At 65.2% G+C, this 17,753-nt stretch carries 11 protein-coding genes and 1 pseudogene; 11 read left to right on the forward strand and 1 reads right to left on the reverse strand.

All coding sequences use genetic code 11. The features are described from left to right. Positions 1-259: 259 nt before the first annotated feature. The 3 genes and pseudogenes from JS541_RS12375 to JS541_RS12385 form a co-directional block, all read left to right on the forward strand. Positions 260-2,833: pseudogene (locus JS541_RS12375) on the forward strand (YhgE/Pip domain-containing protein); the annotation flags it as partial. A gap of 404 nt (positions 2,834-3,237) precedes the next feature. After that, positions 3,238-5,592, forward strand: coding sequence for a YhgE/Pip domain-containing protein (locus JS541_RS12380; RefSeq protein ID WP_214374793.1), 2,355 nt, complete (start codon positions 3,238-3,240; stop codon positions 5,590-5,592). A gap of 79 nt (positions 5,593-5,671) precedes the next feature. Then, on the forward strand, positions 5,672-6,778 hold the full coding sequence (locus JS541_RS12385; protein WP_214374794.1) for an alpha/beta fold hydrolase: 1,107 nt from the start codon (positions 5,672-5,674) through the stop codon (positions 6,776-6,778). 21 nt (positions 6,779-6,799) lie between these two features. On the opposite strand, the gene JS541_RS12390 is transcribed toward JS541_RS12385, so the two are convergent. Next, a complete protein-coding gene (locus tag JS541_RS12390; protein WP_214374795.1) occupies positions 6,800-7,768 on the reverse strand; it encodes a transcriptional regulator in 969 nt (322 codons plus the stop codon). A 416-nt stretch (positions 7,769-8,184) separates the two neighbouring features. Between JS541_RS12390 and JS541_RS12395 the strand changes: the two genes are divergently transcribed. The 8 genes from JS541_RS12395 to JS541_RS12430 all read left to right on the forward strand — a co-directional run bounded on the left by JS541_RS12395 (position 8,185) and on the right by JS541_RS12430 (position 17,722). Continuing rightward, a complete protein-coding gene (locus tag JS541_RS12395) occupies positions 8,185-9,696 on the forward strand; it encodes an amino acid permease (RefSeq protein WP_214374796.1) in 1,512 nt (503 codons plus the stop codon). A gap of 122 nt (positions 9,697-9,818) precedes the next feature. Beyond that, positions 9,819-11,030 (forward strand): aminotransferase class I/II-fold pyridoxal phosphate-dependent enzyme, encoded by a 1,212-nt coding sequence (locus tag JS541_RS12400; protein ID WP_214374797.1) that lies wholly within the window; start codon positions 9,819-9,821, stop codon positions 11,028-11,030. A 200-nt stretch (positions 11,031-11,230) separates the two neighbouring features. Further along, on the forward strand, positions 11,231-12,160 hold the full coding sequence (locus JS541_RS12405; protein ID WP_240539358.1) for a DMT family transporter: 930 nt from the start codon (positions 11,231-11,233) through the stop codon (positions 12,158-12,160). A 257-nt stretch (positions 12,161-12,417) separates the two neighbouring features. Continuing rightward, a complete protein-coding gene (locus tag JS541_RS12410; RefSeq protein ID WP_240539359.1) occupies positions 12,418-14,088 on the forward strand; it encodes a VWA domain-containing protein in 1,671 nt (556 codons plus the stop codon). Beyond that, entirely contained in the window at positions 14,088-14,759 is a 672-nt protein-coding gene (locus JS541_RS12415) for a hypothetical protein (RefSeq protein ID WP_240539360.1), read from the forward strand. The genes JS541_RS12410 and JS541_RS12415 overlap by 1 nt, the downstream gene beginning before the upstream one ends. Further along, complete coding sequence (locus JS541_RS12420; RefSeq protein ID WP_214374799.1) at positions 14,756-15,835, forward strand: substrate-binding domain-containing protein; 1,080 nt, start codon at positions 14,756-14,758, stop codon at positions 15,833-15,835. Before JS541_RS12415 ends, JS541_RS12420 begins: the two co-directional genes overlap by 4 nt. A gap of 32 nt (positions 15,836-15,867) precedes the next feature. Beyond that, a complete protein-coding gene (locus tag JS541_RS12425; protein ID WP_236036997.1) occupies positions 15,868-17,046 on the forward strand; it encodes a toxic anion resistance protein in 1,179 nt (392 codons plus the stop codon). A 307-nt stretch (positions 17,047-17,353) separates the two neighbouring features. After that, positions 17,354-17,722 carry a YccF domain-containing protein gene (locus JS541_RS12430; protein ID WP_214374800.1) on the forward strand — a complete coding sequence of 123 codons (369 nt, stop codon included), beginning with the start codon at positions 17,354-17,356 and terminating at the stop codon, positions 17,720-17,722. The last annotated feature ends 31 nt before the right edge of the window (positions 17,723-17,753 follow it).

Here is a 17,753-nt window from a genome sequence, read left to right on the forward strand (position 1 = left end):
TCTGCGGGGCGATTATGCGGTCGTTTTCCGCCAGAAACCTCCAGATCCTGGCGGAAAACGACCTCGCACCGTGCAAAGAGAGAGCGTGGCACCCGCGGAACTGCACCCGGGGCATGGTGCGCCGTCCCGCACCCGCCACTATGTGAGAGACCCGCGGCCGCATAGCGGTCGATGTGTGTTCGCCGAACGGATATCTGGACAGCGGCGCGTTTTATAGTGGGGCTGATGCCAGCGGCCGTGGTGTGAAAAGAGGATGTACGTGCACACGATTTTGAGGATCTTCACCCGCGACTTCCTGCGGATCGTCCGCAACCCCGTCGCCCTCGTGGTCACGCTCGGCGTGGCCATCATCCCGTCGCTGTACGCATGGTTCAACATCCTCGCCAACTGGGACCCGTACTCGGCCACCGGCAACCTGCAGGTCGCCGTCGCCAACGACGACGCCGGCGCGACCAACGACCTCGTCGGCAGTCTCAACGCCGGCAAGCAGGTCGTCGCGCAGCTCAAGAAGAACAGCAGCCTCGGCTGGCGGTTTGTCAGCGAGGAACAAGCCATCCAAGGCGTGCAGTCCGGCGAATACTACGCGGCGATCGTCCTGCCGAAAGACTTCAGCGAAAACCTCGTCGGCTCGGTCACCGGTTCGAAGAACAAACCGCAGATCAAGTACTACGTCAACGAAAAGAAGAACGCGATCGCGCCGAAGATCACCGACACCGGCGCGACGACGATCGATTCGCAGATCAACGCGACGTTCGTCTCGACCGTGGCCGAAACGCTCGCGGACACGATCACGAAAGCCGGCAACACGATCGGCGACGCGGCGAACGATACGCAGCAGGACACGATCGGCGACCTCAATACCGTGCTCGCCGACCTCGACGACGTGCAGCGGTCGCTGACCGACCTGCAGTCAACCATCGACCAGTCGACCGGCACGATCGACAGCGCGAAGCAGAACGTCGCCGATCTCAAATCGACGATCGCCGCGGCTAAACTCGCGTCCGGCAACGCGGGCGGCCTGCTCGCGCAGGCACAGTCCGGCGCGCAGGACTTCTCCACGCAGCTCGTCGGCAAACTCGACGACGGGTCCGCGCAACTGTCCGCGCTCGCCGTCACCGCGAACCAGTCGGCCGGCACGATCACCGGCACGTTCAACCAAGCGCAGGATTCGGTCGACACCGTCACCGACGCGATCAACAAGCCGCTCGACAGCGTCGCCGCAACGATCGACCGGATCAAAACCGCGCTCAACGATGCCGGACTGCCGCAAGACACCACTGATAAGGTCGGCCAACGCATCTGGAAACAGGTCGATGCGATCGACCAGGCCATAACCCAGCAGCAACAGCAGGTCGCCACGTTCCACCAGGACACCACGCAGTTCATCACGAGCGGCAAGGATGCGACCGGCAACCTCTCCGGCGCGCTCACCGACACCGCAAGCGGCGGCATCGCCACGCTGGGCACCGCGCGAAGCAGCCTCACCGGCACGATCCTGCCGAACATCACCGCCTCACTGAACAGCTTCTCCGCGCTCAACGGCACCCTGAACGGCACGCTCACCTCGCTCGACTCGACGCTCGACCAGACCAGCGGGCTGCTCGACCAACTGTCCTCAACGCTTGCGCAGACCAAAACCACGCTCGGCGCCACGAAGGACTCGCTCGCACAGGTCTCCGCCGACATCACCACCGTGCGCACCGACATCGCCGCGCTCGACAGCTCGGCCGCGTACCAGAAGATCCGCGACGCGCTCAACCTCGACAGCAAGGGGTTCGGCGAGTTCATGGGCACGCCGGTCACGCTGCACACGAACGTCGTGTACCCGGTCGACAACTACGGGTCGTCGGTCACGCCGTTCTACACGAACCTCGCGCTGTGGGTGGGCGGCTTCGTGCTCATCGCGATCTACAAGCTCGAGGTCGACCGCGAATCGCTCAAGCACGTGACCGCCACGCAGGCGTATCTCGGCCGCTGGCTGCTGCTCGTGACGGTCGGATTCATGCAGTCGGTCATCGCGTGCGTTGGCGACCTCGTGCTCGGCATCCAGTGCGACCATCCGCTGCTGTTCATTCTCGCGGGCGTGTTCTGTTCGTTCGTGTACATCAACATCATCTACGCGCTGGCCGTCGCGTTCCGGCATATCGGCAAGGCGGTCGCGGTCATCCTCGTCATCATGCAGATCCCGGGCGCGTCCGGCCTGTACCCGATCGAACTCATGCCCGACTTCTTCCGCGAACTGCACCCGTGGCTGCCGTTCACGTACGGCATCAACGCGATGCGCGGGCCGATCGCGGGCCTGTACGGCGGGCAGTACTGGTCGGACATGCTGCATCTCGCGTACTACCTGCCGGCCGCGCTGTTCGTCGGCCTCGTCGTGCGGCGGTACGCGATGAACCTGAACGCGCTGTTCGACCGTCGCCTCGGCGACACGGACCTGATGATCACCGAACACAATTCGATGGTCAACGAGCGCGTGAGCCTGACGCGCGTGTTCCGTGCGGTGTCCGACAGCGCGGACATGCGCGAGGTCATCAAGCGGCGCGCGCACCGGTTCTTCGCGATGTATCCGCGCATGATCGTCGCCGGTCTCGCGCTGCTGACCGTGCTGCCGGTCGTGTTCCTCGTGCTGCTGTTCGTGCTGCCCGCGAAGATACAGATGCTGACCGCGTGGATCGCGTCGATCATCGTGATCGACGCGTATCTGATCGTGGTGGAATACACGCGCGAAAGCTACGCGCGCCAGCTTGGCGTGAGCGCGATGAGCGCGGACGAGTTCCGCGACGTGATGCTCAACGGCTACGTGTGGCGGCGCACGCACGGGCGGCATGAGGCGCGGCGTGCGGGCGGCTTGGCTGCCGCGGCTGCCGTTCCGGGATTGCTCGGCGGATTGGCGGCCGGCGCCGCGCGTGACAATCGCACGGACGTTGCGGACGATCTGGAATACGGTTCCAGCCCGGACATCAACGAGATCACGCAGGAGCTGCCGATTCTCGGCGGCCGCCATCGGCGTAGGCATGCTGCCGATCCGACTCCGACCGACTCGGCCACTCCTGTCATTTCGACCGAGCGTAGCGAGCGGAGAAATCTTTCCGGTGAATCGGCGACGGAAGATTTCTCGACTCCGCTGCGCTCCGCTCGAAATGACAATGGTGTGGATCGCTCCGCTCGAAATGACAATGGTGGGGGAACCGGTTCTGCCGGCAACGGCAATCACACGACGGAAGGAGACGCGCGATGAGGAACATCTGGCGAATCTTCGTGCGCGACGTACGCCAGTCCACGCGCAACGTGATCGCGGTCATCGTCGCGATGGGCCTGGTCATCATGCCGTCGCTGTACGCGTGGTACAACATCGCCGCCAGCTGGGACCCGTACGGCAACACCAAGTCGTTGAAAGTCGCCGTCGCGAACGTCGACAAAGGCTACAAGTCCGAACTCATGCCGGTCACCATCAACGTGGGCGAGACCGTGACGAACGCGCTGCGTGCCAACCACCAGCTCGACTGGCAGTTCGTCGACAAGGACAAGGCCATCGACGGCGTGCACTCCGGCGAATACTACGCCGCACTCGTCATCCCGAAGAGCTTCAGCGCCGACATGATGACGCTGTTCTCCGACAAGGTCAAGCACGCGAAGCTCGAATACTACCTCAACGAGAAAATCAACCCGATCGCGCCGCACATCACCGATCAGGGTGCATCCACGGTCGCCACGACCATCGACCAGACCTTCGTGAAAACGCTCGGCGAGGTCGCGCTCAACCTCGCATCCAGCGTCGCGGACTACGCGCAGAGCCCGGAAATGTCGCAGTACGTGACGAACGCGACCGAGCACCTGTCGTCGATGTCGTCCAAGCTCACGAGCACGGCCGCGCAGATCGACGCGTACTCGTCGCTGCTTGGGGCTGCGAACGATATCATCACGTCCACCGACAAACTGCTCGGATCGGCCGGATCTGGCGCCGCCGATACCAAAAAGGCCATCGCGCAGGCGAGCGACGGCGTGAGCGGGCTCGACAGCGCGCTCACCGGCGCGACGAGCGGTGTGAAAACCGCGCTCGGCCAGGCCGATTCGTCGTACGATTCGATCAGCAAGCAGATCGACGCCGCGTTCGACGACGTGAACTCGCAATCCTCGCAGGTCTCCGGCAAACTCACTGACCTGCAAGCCAAGATCCAGGAACAGGCCGACGGATTCGGCTCGTACGCGTCCGCGCTGGACTCGCTCGCGCAGTCGCTGGCCGACCAGACCGGCACGACGATCGGCGAACAGGCCGTCTCGGACGTGCGCTCGGCGCTCGGCGCGGCTTCCGCGAAGGCCCGCGACGCTCAGACGGCACTCGCCGACGCCGCCGCCTCGCTCGGCGACGCGGCGAAACAGCTCAACACGGGCACCGCCGACGCTGACGCCGCGCGCCAGCAGCTCAAGGACAAGATCGCCGCCGCGCGGCAATCCGTCAGCAGCCTCAACGACTCCTACAACGCCACGCTCAAGCCGCAGCTCGACGCGCTCGCATCATCCATGAACGACGTGGCCACGCAGACCGGCACCGTGGTCGACGGGCTGAGCGCCACCATCAGCAGCGTTTCCGGACTGTCGGGCAGCATGTCGGGCAGCATCTCCGGCATGCGCACGGCGATGTCCGACGCGTCGTCCACGCTCGCCAAATCGGCCGCGAAACTCGACGATCTCTCATCGACCATCAAGTCCACGCTGTCGGGCGGCGTGCCGGACGTGTCGTCGCTCACCAGCGACCCGGATACGCTCGCGACCGTGCTGAGCGCGCCGGTCTCCGTTAACCGCATCGCCGTGTATCCGATCGCGAACTACGGCTCCGCGATGACGCCGTTCTACACGGTGCTGTCGATCTGGGTCGGCGCGATCATCCTCGTCGCCATGCTCAAGGTGTCGATCTCCGACCATGAGAAGGCGAAGATCCTCGGACTCGGCAACGAACTGCCGCTCGGCGAGACGATGGGGCTGCGCGAGGCGGTGATCGCGGGACGCGCCGCGGGACCGGCCGCCGCGCTCGACGTGCTCATGAAGCCTCGGCCCGAATCGCCGGGCAACGCGAGCCGGTTCGGACTGAAACTGCATCAGGAATACTTCGGACGGTACATGATCTTCGGGGCGCTCGCGCTCATGCAGGGCACGCTCGTGTGCCTCGGCGACCTGCTGTATCTGGGCGTGCAGTGCGAGCATCCGTTGCAGTTCCTGCTCGCCGGGTGGCTGGCCGCGCTCGTGTTCTCGTCGCTCATGTACACGCTCACCGTCTCGTTCGGCGACATCGGCAAGGCGATCGCGGTGGTGCTGCTCGTCGTGCAGGTGGCCGGCACGGGCGGCACGTTCCCGATCGAGACGTTGCCGACGTTCTTCCAGATCCTGTCGCGGTGGCTGCTGTTCCCGTACGCGGTGGACGCGATGCACGCGGCGATGGCCGGCTCGTACGGCATGGAATATTGGGTGTCGATGGGCAAGCTGGCGCTGTTCCTCGTGCCGGTGCTGCTGCTCGGGTTGGTGCTGCGCAAGCCGGTGATTCGCCTGAACGATTGGATCATCCGCAACCTCGAAAGCACGAAGGTGATGTGACGGGAGCGGCGCGTGTTGCGCGGACGGGCATGGTGTTTTGCCCGGTTTCTCGCGTCGGCGGATTGGGTAGCATGGTGGCATGGATCTGAGGATGCTTGATGAGAACCGGTACGCCGACGAGATGCGCGGGAAGGTGCTGCCGGCATTGACGCGATGCCGCGCCGAAGGATGGATGGAACCGGCCGAAGTGGATGGGCTGCCGGTGTTGCCCGGAACCGCTGTCCGTGGCGCTGAGGGCGGCGGTGACGCAGCGGATGCGGCGCACGCCGGCAAGCTGCACTACGTCTGCTACGACGCGGCCAAGTTCGACGCGTTGCGCGAGGACGATGCGACCGGCATCTTCCGCGGCGCGATCGTCATCTCGCACGGCTTCACCGAGTTCTCCAAGAAATATTCCGAACTCATCTGGTACTTCCTCCTCGCCGGCTATTCCGTCTGCCTCATGGAACACCGCGGCCACGGCCATTCCGCCCGCGACGTGAGCGACGACTGGCTTGTGTGGATCGACGATTGGCACCGCTATGTGGCCGACCTCGCCAAATTCGCCGACACGATCGGCAAACAGTACGCCGACGGACAGCCGCTCAACCTGTTCTGCCATTCGATGGGCGGCGGCATCGGCGCGGCCGTGCTCGAACAGCATCCGACCCTCTTCGACAAGGCCGTGCTCTCCGCCCCCATGATCGCCCCCGCCACCGGCGTCCCGAACTGGCTGGCCCGCGCGCTCGCCGAAGTGATGTGCGGCATCGGCCTTGGCAAGCATCCGGTGTTCGGCCAGGGGCCGTTCGTGCCGGAGTACAAGCCGGAGGAACATGTGGGCGCGTCCGCGGCGCGCACGCGCTGGTATCACGAGTGCCGCTGCGAGGACGAGCGTTGCCAGACCAATGCGGCCGCCTTCGCGTGGGTGCGCGAGGCGCTGCGCCTCTCGCACGCGGTACTCAAGCCGGACGCGTGCGAGAACATCGAGACGCCGGTGCTGCTGTTCCAGGCCGGCCGCGACATCTGGGTGCTCAACGAACCGCAGAACCGGTTCGTCGCCCGCGTGAAGAACGGCGGCGGCGACATTCGGCTGGTGCGTTACCCCGAGTCGGTGCATGAGATCTTCAGCATGCCGAACGACACGTTCCGCCCGTACCTCAAGCAGATCCTCGACTTCTACGAGTCGAACGAGATCCAGACGCTGTGACGGCTTTCGCCACACGGAGAGCTATTCGGCGCCGGCTCGCACCTGCTTGAGGTAGCGGTAGACGGACGGCTGGGATACGCCGAGCCGTTCCGCGACCGTGTCGACCGCGCCCTTGAGTGTGAACACACCCGCGTCCTCCAGCTCGCGGATGAGGGCGAGCCGTTCGTCGCGGCTCATGCGCTCCGGTTCGACCCCCGCGTTCGCGCAGAACGCCGTGATGCGGCTGATGGTCAGATCCTCGGCGTTCACGGAGAAGTTCTCGATCGGCGCGGACAGGCGCGCATGCGACGCGGCAGCGCCGGCCGGGCCGGCCGCGGAACCGGCTCCTGGATCGCACGCGCAGCACCGGCATCCCGGCTCATGGCCGTCGTGGCCTGCCGCACGGTCGGTCTGTCCGACGGTCCCGGCGTCGCCGGATCCGCCGCCTTCGCCGTGCGCGCCGGTCTCCGTGCCGTTCGCGTCCGCCGTGCCGTCGGCGGTCTTCGCGTCGGCTGCCGCGTCGGCCGCCCCGTCGGCCTCCGCGCCCGCGGCATCCCCGGCCAGCGTGCTTCGCCGCACGGCCGCGCCGAACCCCTTCGGCATCGCCGGCGCCAGATAGTCGAACAACTGGGCCACCGCATGCACCGCACCCACCAGCGTCGACGCGTCGTGGTTGATGCACAGCGTCCCGATGGCATCCCCGTCCTCGTCGCGGATGAAGAACGTGGACGACACCAGCTCGCGCCCGTCCGCCGTGGTGCCCGTGTAGCGCGTGATGTAGTCGCGCCGCTCATATTCGCGGTTGCGCCACACCCGCAGGATCAGGTCGGTGGCCGGCCCGCCGAGCGAGCGTCCGCTGACGTGCCCGTTGGCGATGGCCACGATGGAATGTTCGAAGTCGCGGCAGTCCTGCAGCACGACCTCGGTGTTGCGTCCGAGCGCCACGCCGAGGAAGTCGACCAGCGCCGCGTAGGGCTTGAGTTCGGGGGAGATGTTCGGTGATGCTGGCATGTGCTCTCTTCTCGGGTGATTCGTCTGGTTCGGTCGGTTCGGGCTGTGCGGGCCGACCGGTCGGACTGCTCGGTCTGTAACGGTCCACGCCGGTTCGGACTGTTCCGGTCGGTTCGGACGGACTGGGCAGGCCGTCCGGCAGGACTACAGGCGGTTCGATCGGACCGTGGGTTCGTGCCGATCCGCAGCGCCCGCCGCCGCGCGGTGTGCCATCATCCTAGACGCACCCGCGCGATCGCGCCCGCCCGCGTCCGTTCGACGAAAATCCGCAAAGTGATAATAATTTATCTTTCTGCAAAATAATTATCATTCCCGTAACACAACGCGACCAGACCCGCAACGTGCCCGGCCCATACTGTCATGCAAACGCCGCGGATATTCGATCCGCGACGGCACGGTGTAAGGAGGTGGCCACGATGGAGACTTCACAGGCCGACTATGAACAGGACGATCTTCAGCGCGGGCTCAAGCCACGGCATATGCAGATGATCGCGATCGGCGGCGCGATCGGCGTCGGATTGTTCTACGGATCGTCCGGCGCGATCCAGTACGCCGGGCCGGCCGTGCTGCTGGCCTACGCGATCGCCGGACTCGCGATCTTCTTCGTGTGCCGCGCGGTCGGCGAGATCGCGGTCGAGGAACCGGTCGCCGGCGCGACCGTCGCCTACGCGAGCCGCTACATCCACCCGTTCGCCGGATTCGCGCTCGGCTGGACCGGCCTGCTCGGCTGCATCGGCGGCATCGGCGCCGAGTTCAGCGCCCTCGGCGCGTACGTGCAGTACTGGTTCCCGCAGGTGCCGACGTGGGTGTCCGGAGCCGTCGCGCTGGCCGTGATCGCCGCCGTGAACCTCGTGTCCGTATCGTCGTTCGGCGAGATGGAATTCTGGCTGTCCGCGATCAAGGTCGTCACGATCCTCGCGATGATCGCCTGCGGCAGCTGCATCATCGTGACCGGACTCGGCGACGGCGGCCACGCCGCGCTGCTGCACAACCTGACCGCCAGCGGCGGGTTCCTGCCCAACGGCCTGACCGGCCTGATGTTCTCGCTCGTGCTCGTCGCGTTCGCGTTCGGCGGCACCGACTCCGTCGCCTGCGCCTCGGGCGAGGCGGCCAACGTGAAGAAGACCCTGCCGAAGGCCGTCAACGGCGTGTTCTGGCGCATCATGATCTTCTACGTCGGCGCCACGCTCGTCATGCTGTGCATGTGGCCGTGGAACAAGCTCGCCGGCGTCGGCAGCCCGTTCGTGCAGGTCTTCTCGCAGATCGGTATCCCGGCCGCCGCCTCGATCATCAACTTCGTCGTGATCACCGCGTCGCTCAGCTCGCTCAACAGCGGCATGTACCTCTACAGTCGCCAGATCTACAACCTCGCGTTGCAGGGCCGCGCCCCGAAGGCGCTCGCCAAGGTCTCCAAGCACAAGGTGCCGTACGCGTCCGTGCTCACGATCTCCGCAGGCCAGATCCTCGGCGTGCTGCTCATGATGGTGCTGCCCGAGCGCGCGTTCGAACTGTGCTCCGCGATCGTCGTGTTCATGCTCGTGTTCGGCTGGGTGTGCGAGCTGCTCAGCGAGCTGCACTTCCGCACGATCAAGCGCCGCGAAGGCAAGGAAGACGAGCTGACGTTCAAGATGCCGTGGTGGCCGTACTCGAACATCTTCGCGCTCGCGTTCATGGCGCTGATCCTCGTGATGATGGCGATCATGCCGGCCTACCGGATCACGTACCTGGTGACGGTGCCGTGGATGCTGATGCTGTTCGTCGTCTACCGCGTGCAGGAGCGCTCGCGGGCCAAGCGTGAGCTGGCCGTGGACGTGAGCCGCGGCGTGGCAGTCACGGATGGCGCGGTTCCGGCTGCGGTGGTGGCCGCCGAAGTCGCGGACGCCGAACCGGCGGCGGTTTCGGCCGCGGTTGCTGTGGCAAGCATCTGAAGCGATTAAGCTAAATACAGTTTGGCCGCAGGCCCGCGGTGGCAGCCCGGGCCGGGGCCGCAAACGGAGTGCCGGTTCGACATGTGCCGGCACTCCACGTATGTCAGAAAGGAAACACGTCAATGACCTACGATTTCACGTCCATCATGGATCGCCACGGCAAGGATTCCATCGCGGTTGATGGCCCGGGCACCATGCCGGGATTCGCTCCCGATCCGCCGAAGGAAGGCTTCGACGTGATTCCGATGTGGGTCGCCGACATGAATTTCCCCACCGTCCCGACCATCACCGAAGCGATCATCGAACGTGCCAAGCATCCGGCGTTCGGCTACTTCCAGCCCACCGACGAATACTTCGACTCGATCATCAAGTGGCAGTCCGTGCGCAACGGCGTGACCGGCCTGACCAAGGAGGCCATCGGCTATGAGAACGGCGTGCTCGGCGGCGTGATCTCCACGCTGACCGCGTTCGCGGCCCCCGGCGACTCGGTGCTGCTGCACAGCCCGACCTACATCGGCTTCACGATGAGCATCGAGAACAACGGCTACCACATCGTCCACAGCCCGCTCAAGCGCGACGAGAACGGCATCTGGCGCATGGACTTCGAGGACATGGACCGCAAGATCAAGGAGAACAACATCCACGTCGCCGTGTTCTGCAGCCCGCACAACCCGTGCGGCCGCGTGTGGGAGCGCTGGGAGATCGAAAAGGCGATGGAGGTCTACAAGGCGAACGACGTCGTCGTTATCTCCGACGAGATCTGGTCCGACATCATCCTCTCCGGCCACAAGCACATCCCGACCCAGTCGGTCAGCGAGGACGCCCGCAACCGCACCGCCGCGTTCTACGCGCCGAGTAAGACGTTCAACCTCGCCGGCCTGGTCGGCAGCTACCACATCATCTACAACAAGTACCTGCGCGACCGCATCGTCGCCAAGGGCTCCAAGTCGCACTACAACGAGATGAACGTGCTCTCGATGCACGCGCTCATCGGCGCGTACAAGCCGGAAGGCTACGAGTGGTGCGACGAGCTGCGCGACGTGCTCACCGAGAACGTGGACTACGCCTACGACTACATCACCACGCACTTCAAGGGCGTCTCGCTCGCCAAGCCGCAGGGCACGTACATGCTATTCCTCGACTGCAGCGAATGGTGCAAGGAGCACGGCGTCGAACTGCCCGAGCTCGAGAAGCGCGGCTGGGACGTGGGCGTGGCCTGGCAGGACGGGCGCATGTTCAAGGCGCCGTGCGCGATCCGCATGAACCTCGCGCTGCCGCTGAGCCGCGTCAAGGAGGCAATGGACCGCCTCGACAAGTACGTGTTCAACGCGTAAGCCGTCGCCGGCTGGCCGGTTCGACTGATGTCCGCCGGCTGGCCGGTTTCCGTCCGACCGTTCCGGTCGTTGCGGCCGTAACCGAGCCCGCGTCGCAGTACGTTGGCTTGGTTGCGGCCGTTTCCGTGTGCCGCCCGATCCTGCGCGATACAATGCGTGGGTTTGTGATTCACGCAGAGGAAAGATCGGGCGGTGCAGTGATGGCGGAGCGCAGCGGACGGAGTCGTCGTCGGGAGCCCTCGTTCGAGCGCACCCCGCGCGACATCCTGATCGGCGCGGCGCTCGTGCTCGCCGGCGGCGTCATGTGGGGCACGAACGCCACCGTCTCGAAACTGCTCATGGGCACGTACCATGCCGATCCGCTGTGGATCGCGTGCGTGCGCGAACTGTTCGCCGGCATCACGTTCCTTGCCGTCGCGGCCGTGCGCCAGCGTCGTCTGCTGATCGGCGCGCTCGCCGACCGCAAGGGGTATCCGTCGCTCATCGGCAGCGCGCTGGTGTGCGTGCTGCTCGTTCAGGTCGCCTACCTGTGTTCGATCAACGCGACGAACGCGGGCACGGCGACCGTATTGCAATCGCTGAACCTGCTGTTCGTGCTTGCGTACGTATGCATCCGTAGGCGACGGTGGCCGAACCTGCGCGAAAGCGTGGGCGTGGCGCTCGCGTTCGCCGGCGTGGTGCTGCTGGCGACCGGCGGCGACCTGACGACGATCATGCTGCCGGCGATCGGCCTGATGTGGGGCCTGATCAACGCGGCCGCGACCGCCGCGATGTCGGTGCTGCCGATCCGGCTGATCGCGCGGTGGGGCAACATGACGGTGAACGGGATCATGTTCGTGATCTCGGGACTGGTGCTGCTGCCGGTGGTGCGGCCGTGGGCGAGCGCGCCGGCGCTGGACTGGTTCGGCGCCCTGCTGATGGTGTACACGGTGGTGTTCGGCACGTTCGGCGCGTTCGGACTGTTTCTGGCCGGGATGATGCGCGTTGGTTCGATGCGGGCGACGATGCTCGGCACAAGCGAGCCGGTCGCCGCGACGATCACGTCGGTGGCGTGGGCGGGCGCGGTGTTCTCGCCGGCCGATTTCGCAGGGTTCGCGATGATCCTCGCGATGGTGTTCCTGGTGCGCTGAGGCCGTAACTCAGCGGTGGTTGCGGACGGTGATGCGGGGGCAGCGCCGCGTAGCGTGCGTGCGGAGCGATGTTGCCGGCGCCGAAACGTAATGTACTGTTCACCATGCGTTCAGGTGTTGCTGGTTGCCGTGATGCCGCCGTATTCGACAATGGTGATATGAGTGGAACAAGCAAGGGTTCTCGCAACAACGTAGTGTGTGAAACGCTTCGTGAAACAGGCCGTGACGTCGCGGTCGGGTTCCGCGCGGCCATTGCCATGCGATCCGCGGTCCGGCGGACGGTGACGGCGGCTGTTGCGATCGTGGCCTCGCTGACGATGCTCGCCGCATGCTCGATGCCGGGCAGCGGCGGAAGCGGCAATGCGGACCCGGGCAAGACGCAGTCGTTCACGCCGGCCAAGGGCAAGGCCGAAGCCACGCTGAACATCGCATCCGGTTCGGAAAACAAGGAAGTAGCTGAAGCGATTCAGCAGGCGGTTGACGATTCCGGCGTGGCCGTCACCATGAACTACATGGGATCGCTCGACATCATGACCGCGCTCGAGAACGGCGGCGGCAATTACGACGCGGTCTGGCCGGCGTCGTCGATGTGGATTTCGATGGGCGACACCAAGCACATCGTCAAGGACGCGGCCAGCACGTCCACCACGCCGATCGTGTTCGGCATCGCCAAGTCCAAGGCCGTCGATCTCGGCTGGGCCGATTCGTCCGGCAAGACGAAACCGGTCAAGACCGCCGACATCCTCGCCGCCGTATCGTCCGGCAAACTCAAGTTCTCGATGACCTCGGCCACGCAGTCGAACTCCGGCGCGTCCGCGTATCTCGCGTTCATGACCGCGCTCACCGGACGCGACGAGCCGCTCAATGCCAACGATCTCAGCGATGCAAAGCTTACCAATCAGGTGACCGCGCTGCTCAAGGGCGTCGACCGGTCGTCCGGCTCGTCCGACTGGCTCAAGGACATGGTTGTCGCGAACCCCGACCGGTTCGACTCGATGGTCAACTACGAATCGCTGGTCATCCAGGCCGACAAACAGCTCACGCAGAACGGCCATGACCCGCTGCTGACGATCTATCCGGCCGACGGCATCGCGGTATCCGATTCGCCGCTCGGCTACGTCGATCGCGGGCAGAATCTCGACTCGTCGTTCGCAAAGTTTCAGAAGGCCCTGAGCTCCAAGGACTCCAAGCTGCTGTTCGAGCGCGCCGGTCGGCGCACCGGACTCGGCGGCACGCTTGCGTTCGGCAGCGACAACGATGTCAAGCAATCGTTCCGCGCCGAGTGGGGCGTGAACACGAGCGCCGACGCGCTGAAAACGATCGCACTGCCGTCGGCCGACGTGATCAGCCAGGCGCTCACCGTCTACCAGACCAAGCTGCGCAAACCCAGCTATACGATCTGGGTTGTCGACTACTCCGGCTCGATGAGCGGCGACGGCAAGGACGGCGTGGTCGGCGGGCTCAAGGCCGCGCTCGACCCGAACGAGGCGAAGCAGTCGCACATCGAACCGTCGGACGGCGACGTGAACATCCTCATCCCGTTCTCGTCCACCGCCGAAAACGCGACGCGCGTCAACGGCGCGAACACCGGCGAACTGCTGTCGCGCGCCGAGACCACCGAGGCGACCGGCGGCACGAACATCTACGACGGTCTGAACTCCGCGCTCGGCATGCTGCCGGAAAACCCGGGCAACTACACGACCGCGATCGTGCTCATGACCGACGGCCAGTCCGACACCGGCGACAAGAACTACTTCACCGACGAATACCGGTCGCGCGGGCAGGACGTGCCGATCTTCTCGATCATGTTCGGCGACGCCGACCCCGACCAGCTCAACGAACTCGCGAACCTGAGCAACGCGAAGGTGTTCGATGGCCGCGACGGCAATCTTGCCGCAGTATTCCGTCAAGTCAAGGGCTTCAACTGATGATCGGTGTGATTGCTGGATTCGTCATCGGACTGGGACTGGCCGGTCTCGCGTTCTGGCTGGCCGGCGGCGGTCTGCTCGGGATGGCGCTCGGCGTGGTGTGCGCGGTGGGCGGCTACATCGCCGGCTCGACGCTGTTGCAGCCGGAACGCCGGCTCGGCAAGATCGTCGTGTCCGCTCTGCCGAACGGGCAGAAGGCCGCGGCCGCGATCGACGACGCGAACGCTATGCTGAACCGCATCAGCATGCTCGCCGGGCAGATCGGCGACCCGCAGGTGCGGCGCGAGGCCGACGACTTCATCGCCGCGACGCGTGACCTGACGCGGTACGTGACCACCGACACGAGCGCGTACGCGACCTTGCGGCACTACACGAACGTGTACGGCGGGCAGACGGCGAAACTGCTCAAATCGTATGTTGACGTGGAACGCTCCGGGGCGCACGACCAGCTGCCGGTCGCCCAGCGCGAGACGGTCGAGGCGTTGCAGGTGCTCGAACGCACGGCGGCCGGGGAGCTGTCGCGTGCGGTGTCGGCCAAAACGCTCGGCATCGCGGCCGATTCCGAAGCGATCCAGCGCCTCGCCAGCATGGACGGCTATTCGACGGCGGGCGACGGCGGCGCGGAACATGACGATGCCGTACATGACGGTGCAGAGGGGAAGGCGCAATGAAACTCACGAAATCGAAGATCTTCGGACTCGTGTCGCTGGTCGTGGTCGTCATCGTGATCCTCGGCACGATCGTCTGGCGGCAGTCCCAGCCCAAGCCGGTCGAAATCCAGGAGGTCAACGGCTATCTCGGCGGCGAGAAAATCGGTCTGTTCGACGACGACGAATTCGCCAAACTGGCCGAGCAATCCGGCCTCAAGGTCAACTACCGCAAGGCCGGATCGCTGGCCATGATGGACGCCGACCGGGCCGGCATGGACTACCTGTTCCCGTCGTCGCGCGCGGCCGTCGAATACGGCAAGGCCAAGGGCGTGGACACGTCGAACGCCGACATCGTGTTCAACTCGCCGATCGTGATCTACACGCACAAGACCGTCGCCGACGCGCTCGTCGGCAGCGGGATCATGAGCAAGGATTCGGCCGGCGCGTACCACCTGGACATGGCCAAGGCCGTCGACGCGATGACGAACAACAAGACGTGGGCCGACGTCGGCTATCAGAACGGCTACGGCCAGTTCCGCATCGACTCGACCGATCCGGTCAAATCCAACTCCGGCAACGAATACGCGGCGCTCGTCGCGACGGTGCTCAACGGCGGACAGCCGGCCACAACCGACTCGGTCGCACGCGACTCCGCCAAGATCAAGGCGATCTTCGCGAAATCAGGCTGGATGGAAACCAGCTCGGAAGACAGCTTCAACCAGTTTCTGACGCTCGGAGTCGGCTCCAAACCCATGATGATCGGCTACGAATCGCAGCTGCTCGACCTCGCGGTCAACCAGCCGGACGCATTCAAACAGGTGAAGGACGATGTCGTGATCGTCTACCCCACGCCGACCGTGTGGAGCACGCACACGCTCATCGCGCTCGACGACAAGGGCTCGCAACTGCTGAAACTGCTCAAATCCGAAGCCGTGCAGAAGCTCGCATGGGAACGCCACGGGTTCCGTGCGGCCAACTTCGCCGGCACGGACTCCATCAAGCGGTTCAACGTGCCCGGCACGCTCGAACAGGTCACCGCCGTCACCGAACTGCCCAACAACGCCGCCATGCAGGCCATCATCAAAGCCTTGAGCTGAAACCAGCACCAACATCCGAAAGGGGAACCATCATGACCAAGCAACTCACCCTCGCCGACCTCGCCGGCGGCAACAACGCCGTCGTCTCGCCGAGCCTCGCCACACCCGCCGATCCGGCCGCCGGAACGGTCGTCCCCACCGCCGACCAGGCCAAGGCCGAAGCCGCGCTCACGCCGGACGAGCAGATCGCCAAGCTGCCCGCCGCCGACCAGCAGCAGATCGCCCAGCTCGCCGGCAACATCGACCTGACGCGCGACGGCATCGAATCGTCGTACGGCAAGGACGTGCAGCGCGCCACCTCCACGTTCGCCGACGAAATCCTCTCCGAAACCCGGTCCAAAGACACCGGCGAGGCCGGCGACCTGCTCGCCACCATGCTCACCACCATCGACGAGGCCGAACTCGGCGGCTTCCGCAAGCTCCCGATCATCGGCCAGGTCGCCGTCTCCATCGACAAACTGCGCCGCCGCTACCAGAAGGTCGACGCGCAGATCGACGAGATCATCACCAAGCTCGAACAGGCGCAGGCCAAGCTCGTCGCCGACATCTCCATGTACAACACCATGTACGAGCAGAACGCGCAGCAGTACCGCTCGCTCAAGCTCACCGTGCTCGCCGGCAAGAAGGCGCTCGCCGACTTCAACGCGAACCAGCTGCCCGCGCTCGAGGCCGAGGCGGCGAACAGCGGCGACGCGATGCAGGCGCAGGTGCTCAAGGACTTCAAGTCCAAGCTCGACCGGTTCGCCAAGCGGCTCGACGACCTCGACCGCGTGAGCGTCGTCACGCTGCAGACCGCGCCGCAGATCAAGATCATCCAGAACGCCGACCAGACCATCGTCGACAAGATCGACACAACCATCTCCACCACGATCCCGGTGTGGAAGTCGCAGATGGTGATCGCGCTGGGCCTGTCGAACCAGCGGCAGGCGCTCGACCTGCAGAACAAGGCCGACGACGTGACCAACAAGCTGCTCTCGCGCAACGCCGAGGCGCTGCACAAGGGCGCGGTGGACGCGGAGAAGGCGAACCAGCGGTCGGTGATCGAGATCGACACGTTGGAGAAGATCAACTCCGAGCTGATCGCCACGCTGCGCGAAACCGTGCAGATCCAGAAGGAAGGCAAGGCGAACCGCGAGGCCGCTCAGGTGAAGATGCGCCAGATCGAGTCCGATCTCAAGGCCGCGCTCATCGACAACGCGCAGCGGCTGTAGGAGCCGCCGGGCGGCGTAGCGGTCGTTTCCTGCTATGATCGGAGCCCTTCTGGAGGAAAACGACCTCTGCGGGCGCCTGTAGAGGTCGTTTCCCGCCAGAATCGATATCTTCTGGAGGAAAACGGACATTTTTGGCTCCCGTAGCGTCCGTTTCCCGCCAGAAAGCTCTGATCCTGGCAGGAAACGGACGCCATCCAGCCGTCTCCGCGGCCCCGCACTCCGCCCGCCTGGCCGTCGCCCCCGAATCAGGGACGAATCAGTGGTTTCCCTGAGCCTTTGCGCGCCGCGCACATGCCATGATGGACTCATGAGACTGTTAGGCAATATTCTGTGGCTGATCCTCGGCGGCCTGTTCCTGTCGCTCGGCTGGGCGATCGTCGGCCTCGTGCTGTGCGTGACGATCATCGGCATTCCGCTGGGACTCCAGGCGTTCAAAATGGCGGCGCTTACGCTGACGCCGTTCGGGCAGACGGTGGTGTACCGCGGCGGTGTCGGATCCACGCTGGCGAACATCCTGTGGGTGGTGTTCGTCGGCTGGTGGATGGCGATCGGGTATGTCGGCGCCGGATTGGCGAACTGCATCACGATCATCGGCATCCCGTTCGGCATCCAGTCGTTCAAGATGGCCAAACTGGCGCTGTGGCCGTTCGGCGCGGACATCGTCAGCGTGCGATAGCCGGGCGTGGCTCCGGCTCCGGTTATCTGCG

The organism is Bifidobacterium sp. SO1, from assembly GCF_018555335.1.
Taxonomy (GTDB): domain Bacteria; phylum Actinomycetota; class Actinomycetes; order Actinomycetales; family Bifidobacteriaceae; genus Bifidobacterium; species Bifidobacterium simiiventris.

Excerpts from the sequence above, each read along its gene's own strand:
- JS541_RS12380 (WP_214374793.1), top strand. The coding sequence starts at position 3,238 with ATGAGGAACATCTGGCGAATCTTCGTGCGCGACGTACGCCAGTCCACG.
- JS541_RS12385 (WP_214374794.1), top strand. The coding sequence starts at position 5,672 with ATGGATCTGAGGATGCTTGATGAGAACCGGTACGCCGACGAGATGCGC.
- JS541_RS12390 (WP_214374795.1), bottom strand. The coding sequence starts at position 7,768 with ATGCCAGCATCACCGAACATCTCCCCCGAACTCAAGCCCTACGCGGCG.
- JS541_RS12395 (WP_214374796.1), top strand. The coding sequence starts at position 8,185 with ATGGAGACTTCACAGGCCGACTATGAACAGGACGATCTTCAGCGCGGG.
- JS541_RS12400 (WP_214374797.1), top strand. The coding sequence starts at position 9,819 with ATGACCTACGATTTCACGTCCATCATGGATCGCCACGGCAAGGATTCC.
- JS541_RS12405 (WP_240539358.1), top strand. The coding sequence starts at position 11,231 with ATGGCGGAGCGCAGCGGACGGAGTCGTCGTCGGGAGCCCTCGTTCGAG.
- JS541_RS12410 (WP_240539359.1), top strand. The coding sequence starts at position 12,418 with ATGCGATCCGCGGTCCGGCGGACGGTGACGGCGGCTGTTGCGATCGTG.
- JS541_RS12415 (WP_240539360.1), top strand. The coding sequence starts at position 14,088 with ATGATCGGTGTGATTGCTGGATTCGTCATCGGACTGGGACTGGCCGGT.
- JS541_RS12420 (WP_214374799.1), top strand. The coding sequence starts at position 14,756 with ATGAAACTCACGAAATCGAAGATCTTCGGACTCGTGTCGCTGGTCGTG.
- JS541_RS12425 (WP_236036997.1), top strand. The coding sequence starts at position 15,868 with ATGACCAAGCAACTCACCCTCGCCGACCTCGCCGGCGGCAACAACGCC.
- JS541_RS12430 (WP_214374800.1), top strand. The coding sequence starts at position 17,354 with ATGAGACTGTTAGGCAATATTCTGTGGCTGATCCTCGGCGGCCTGTTC.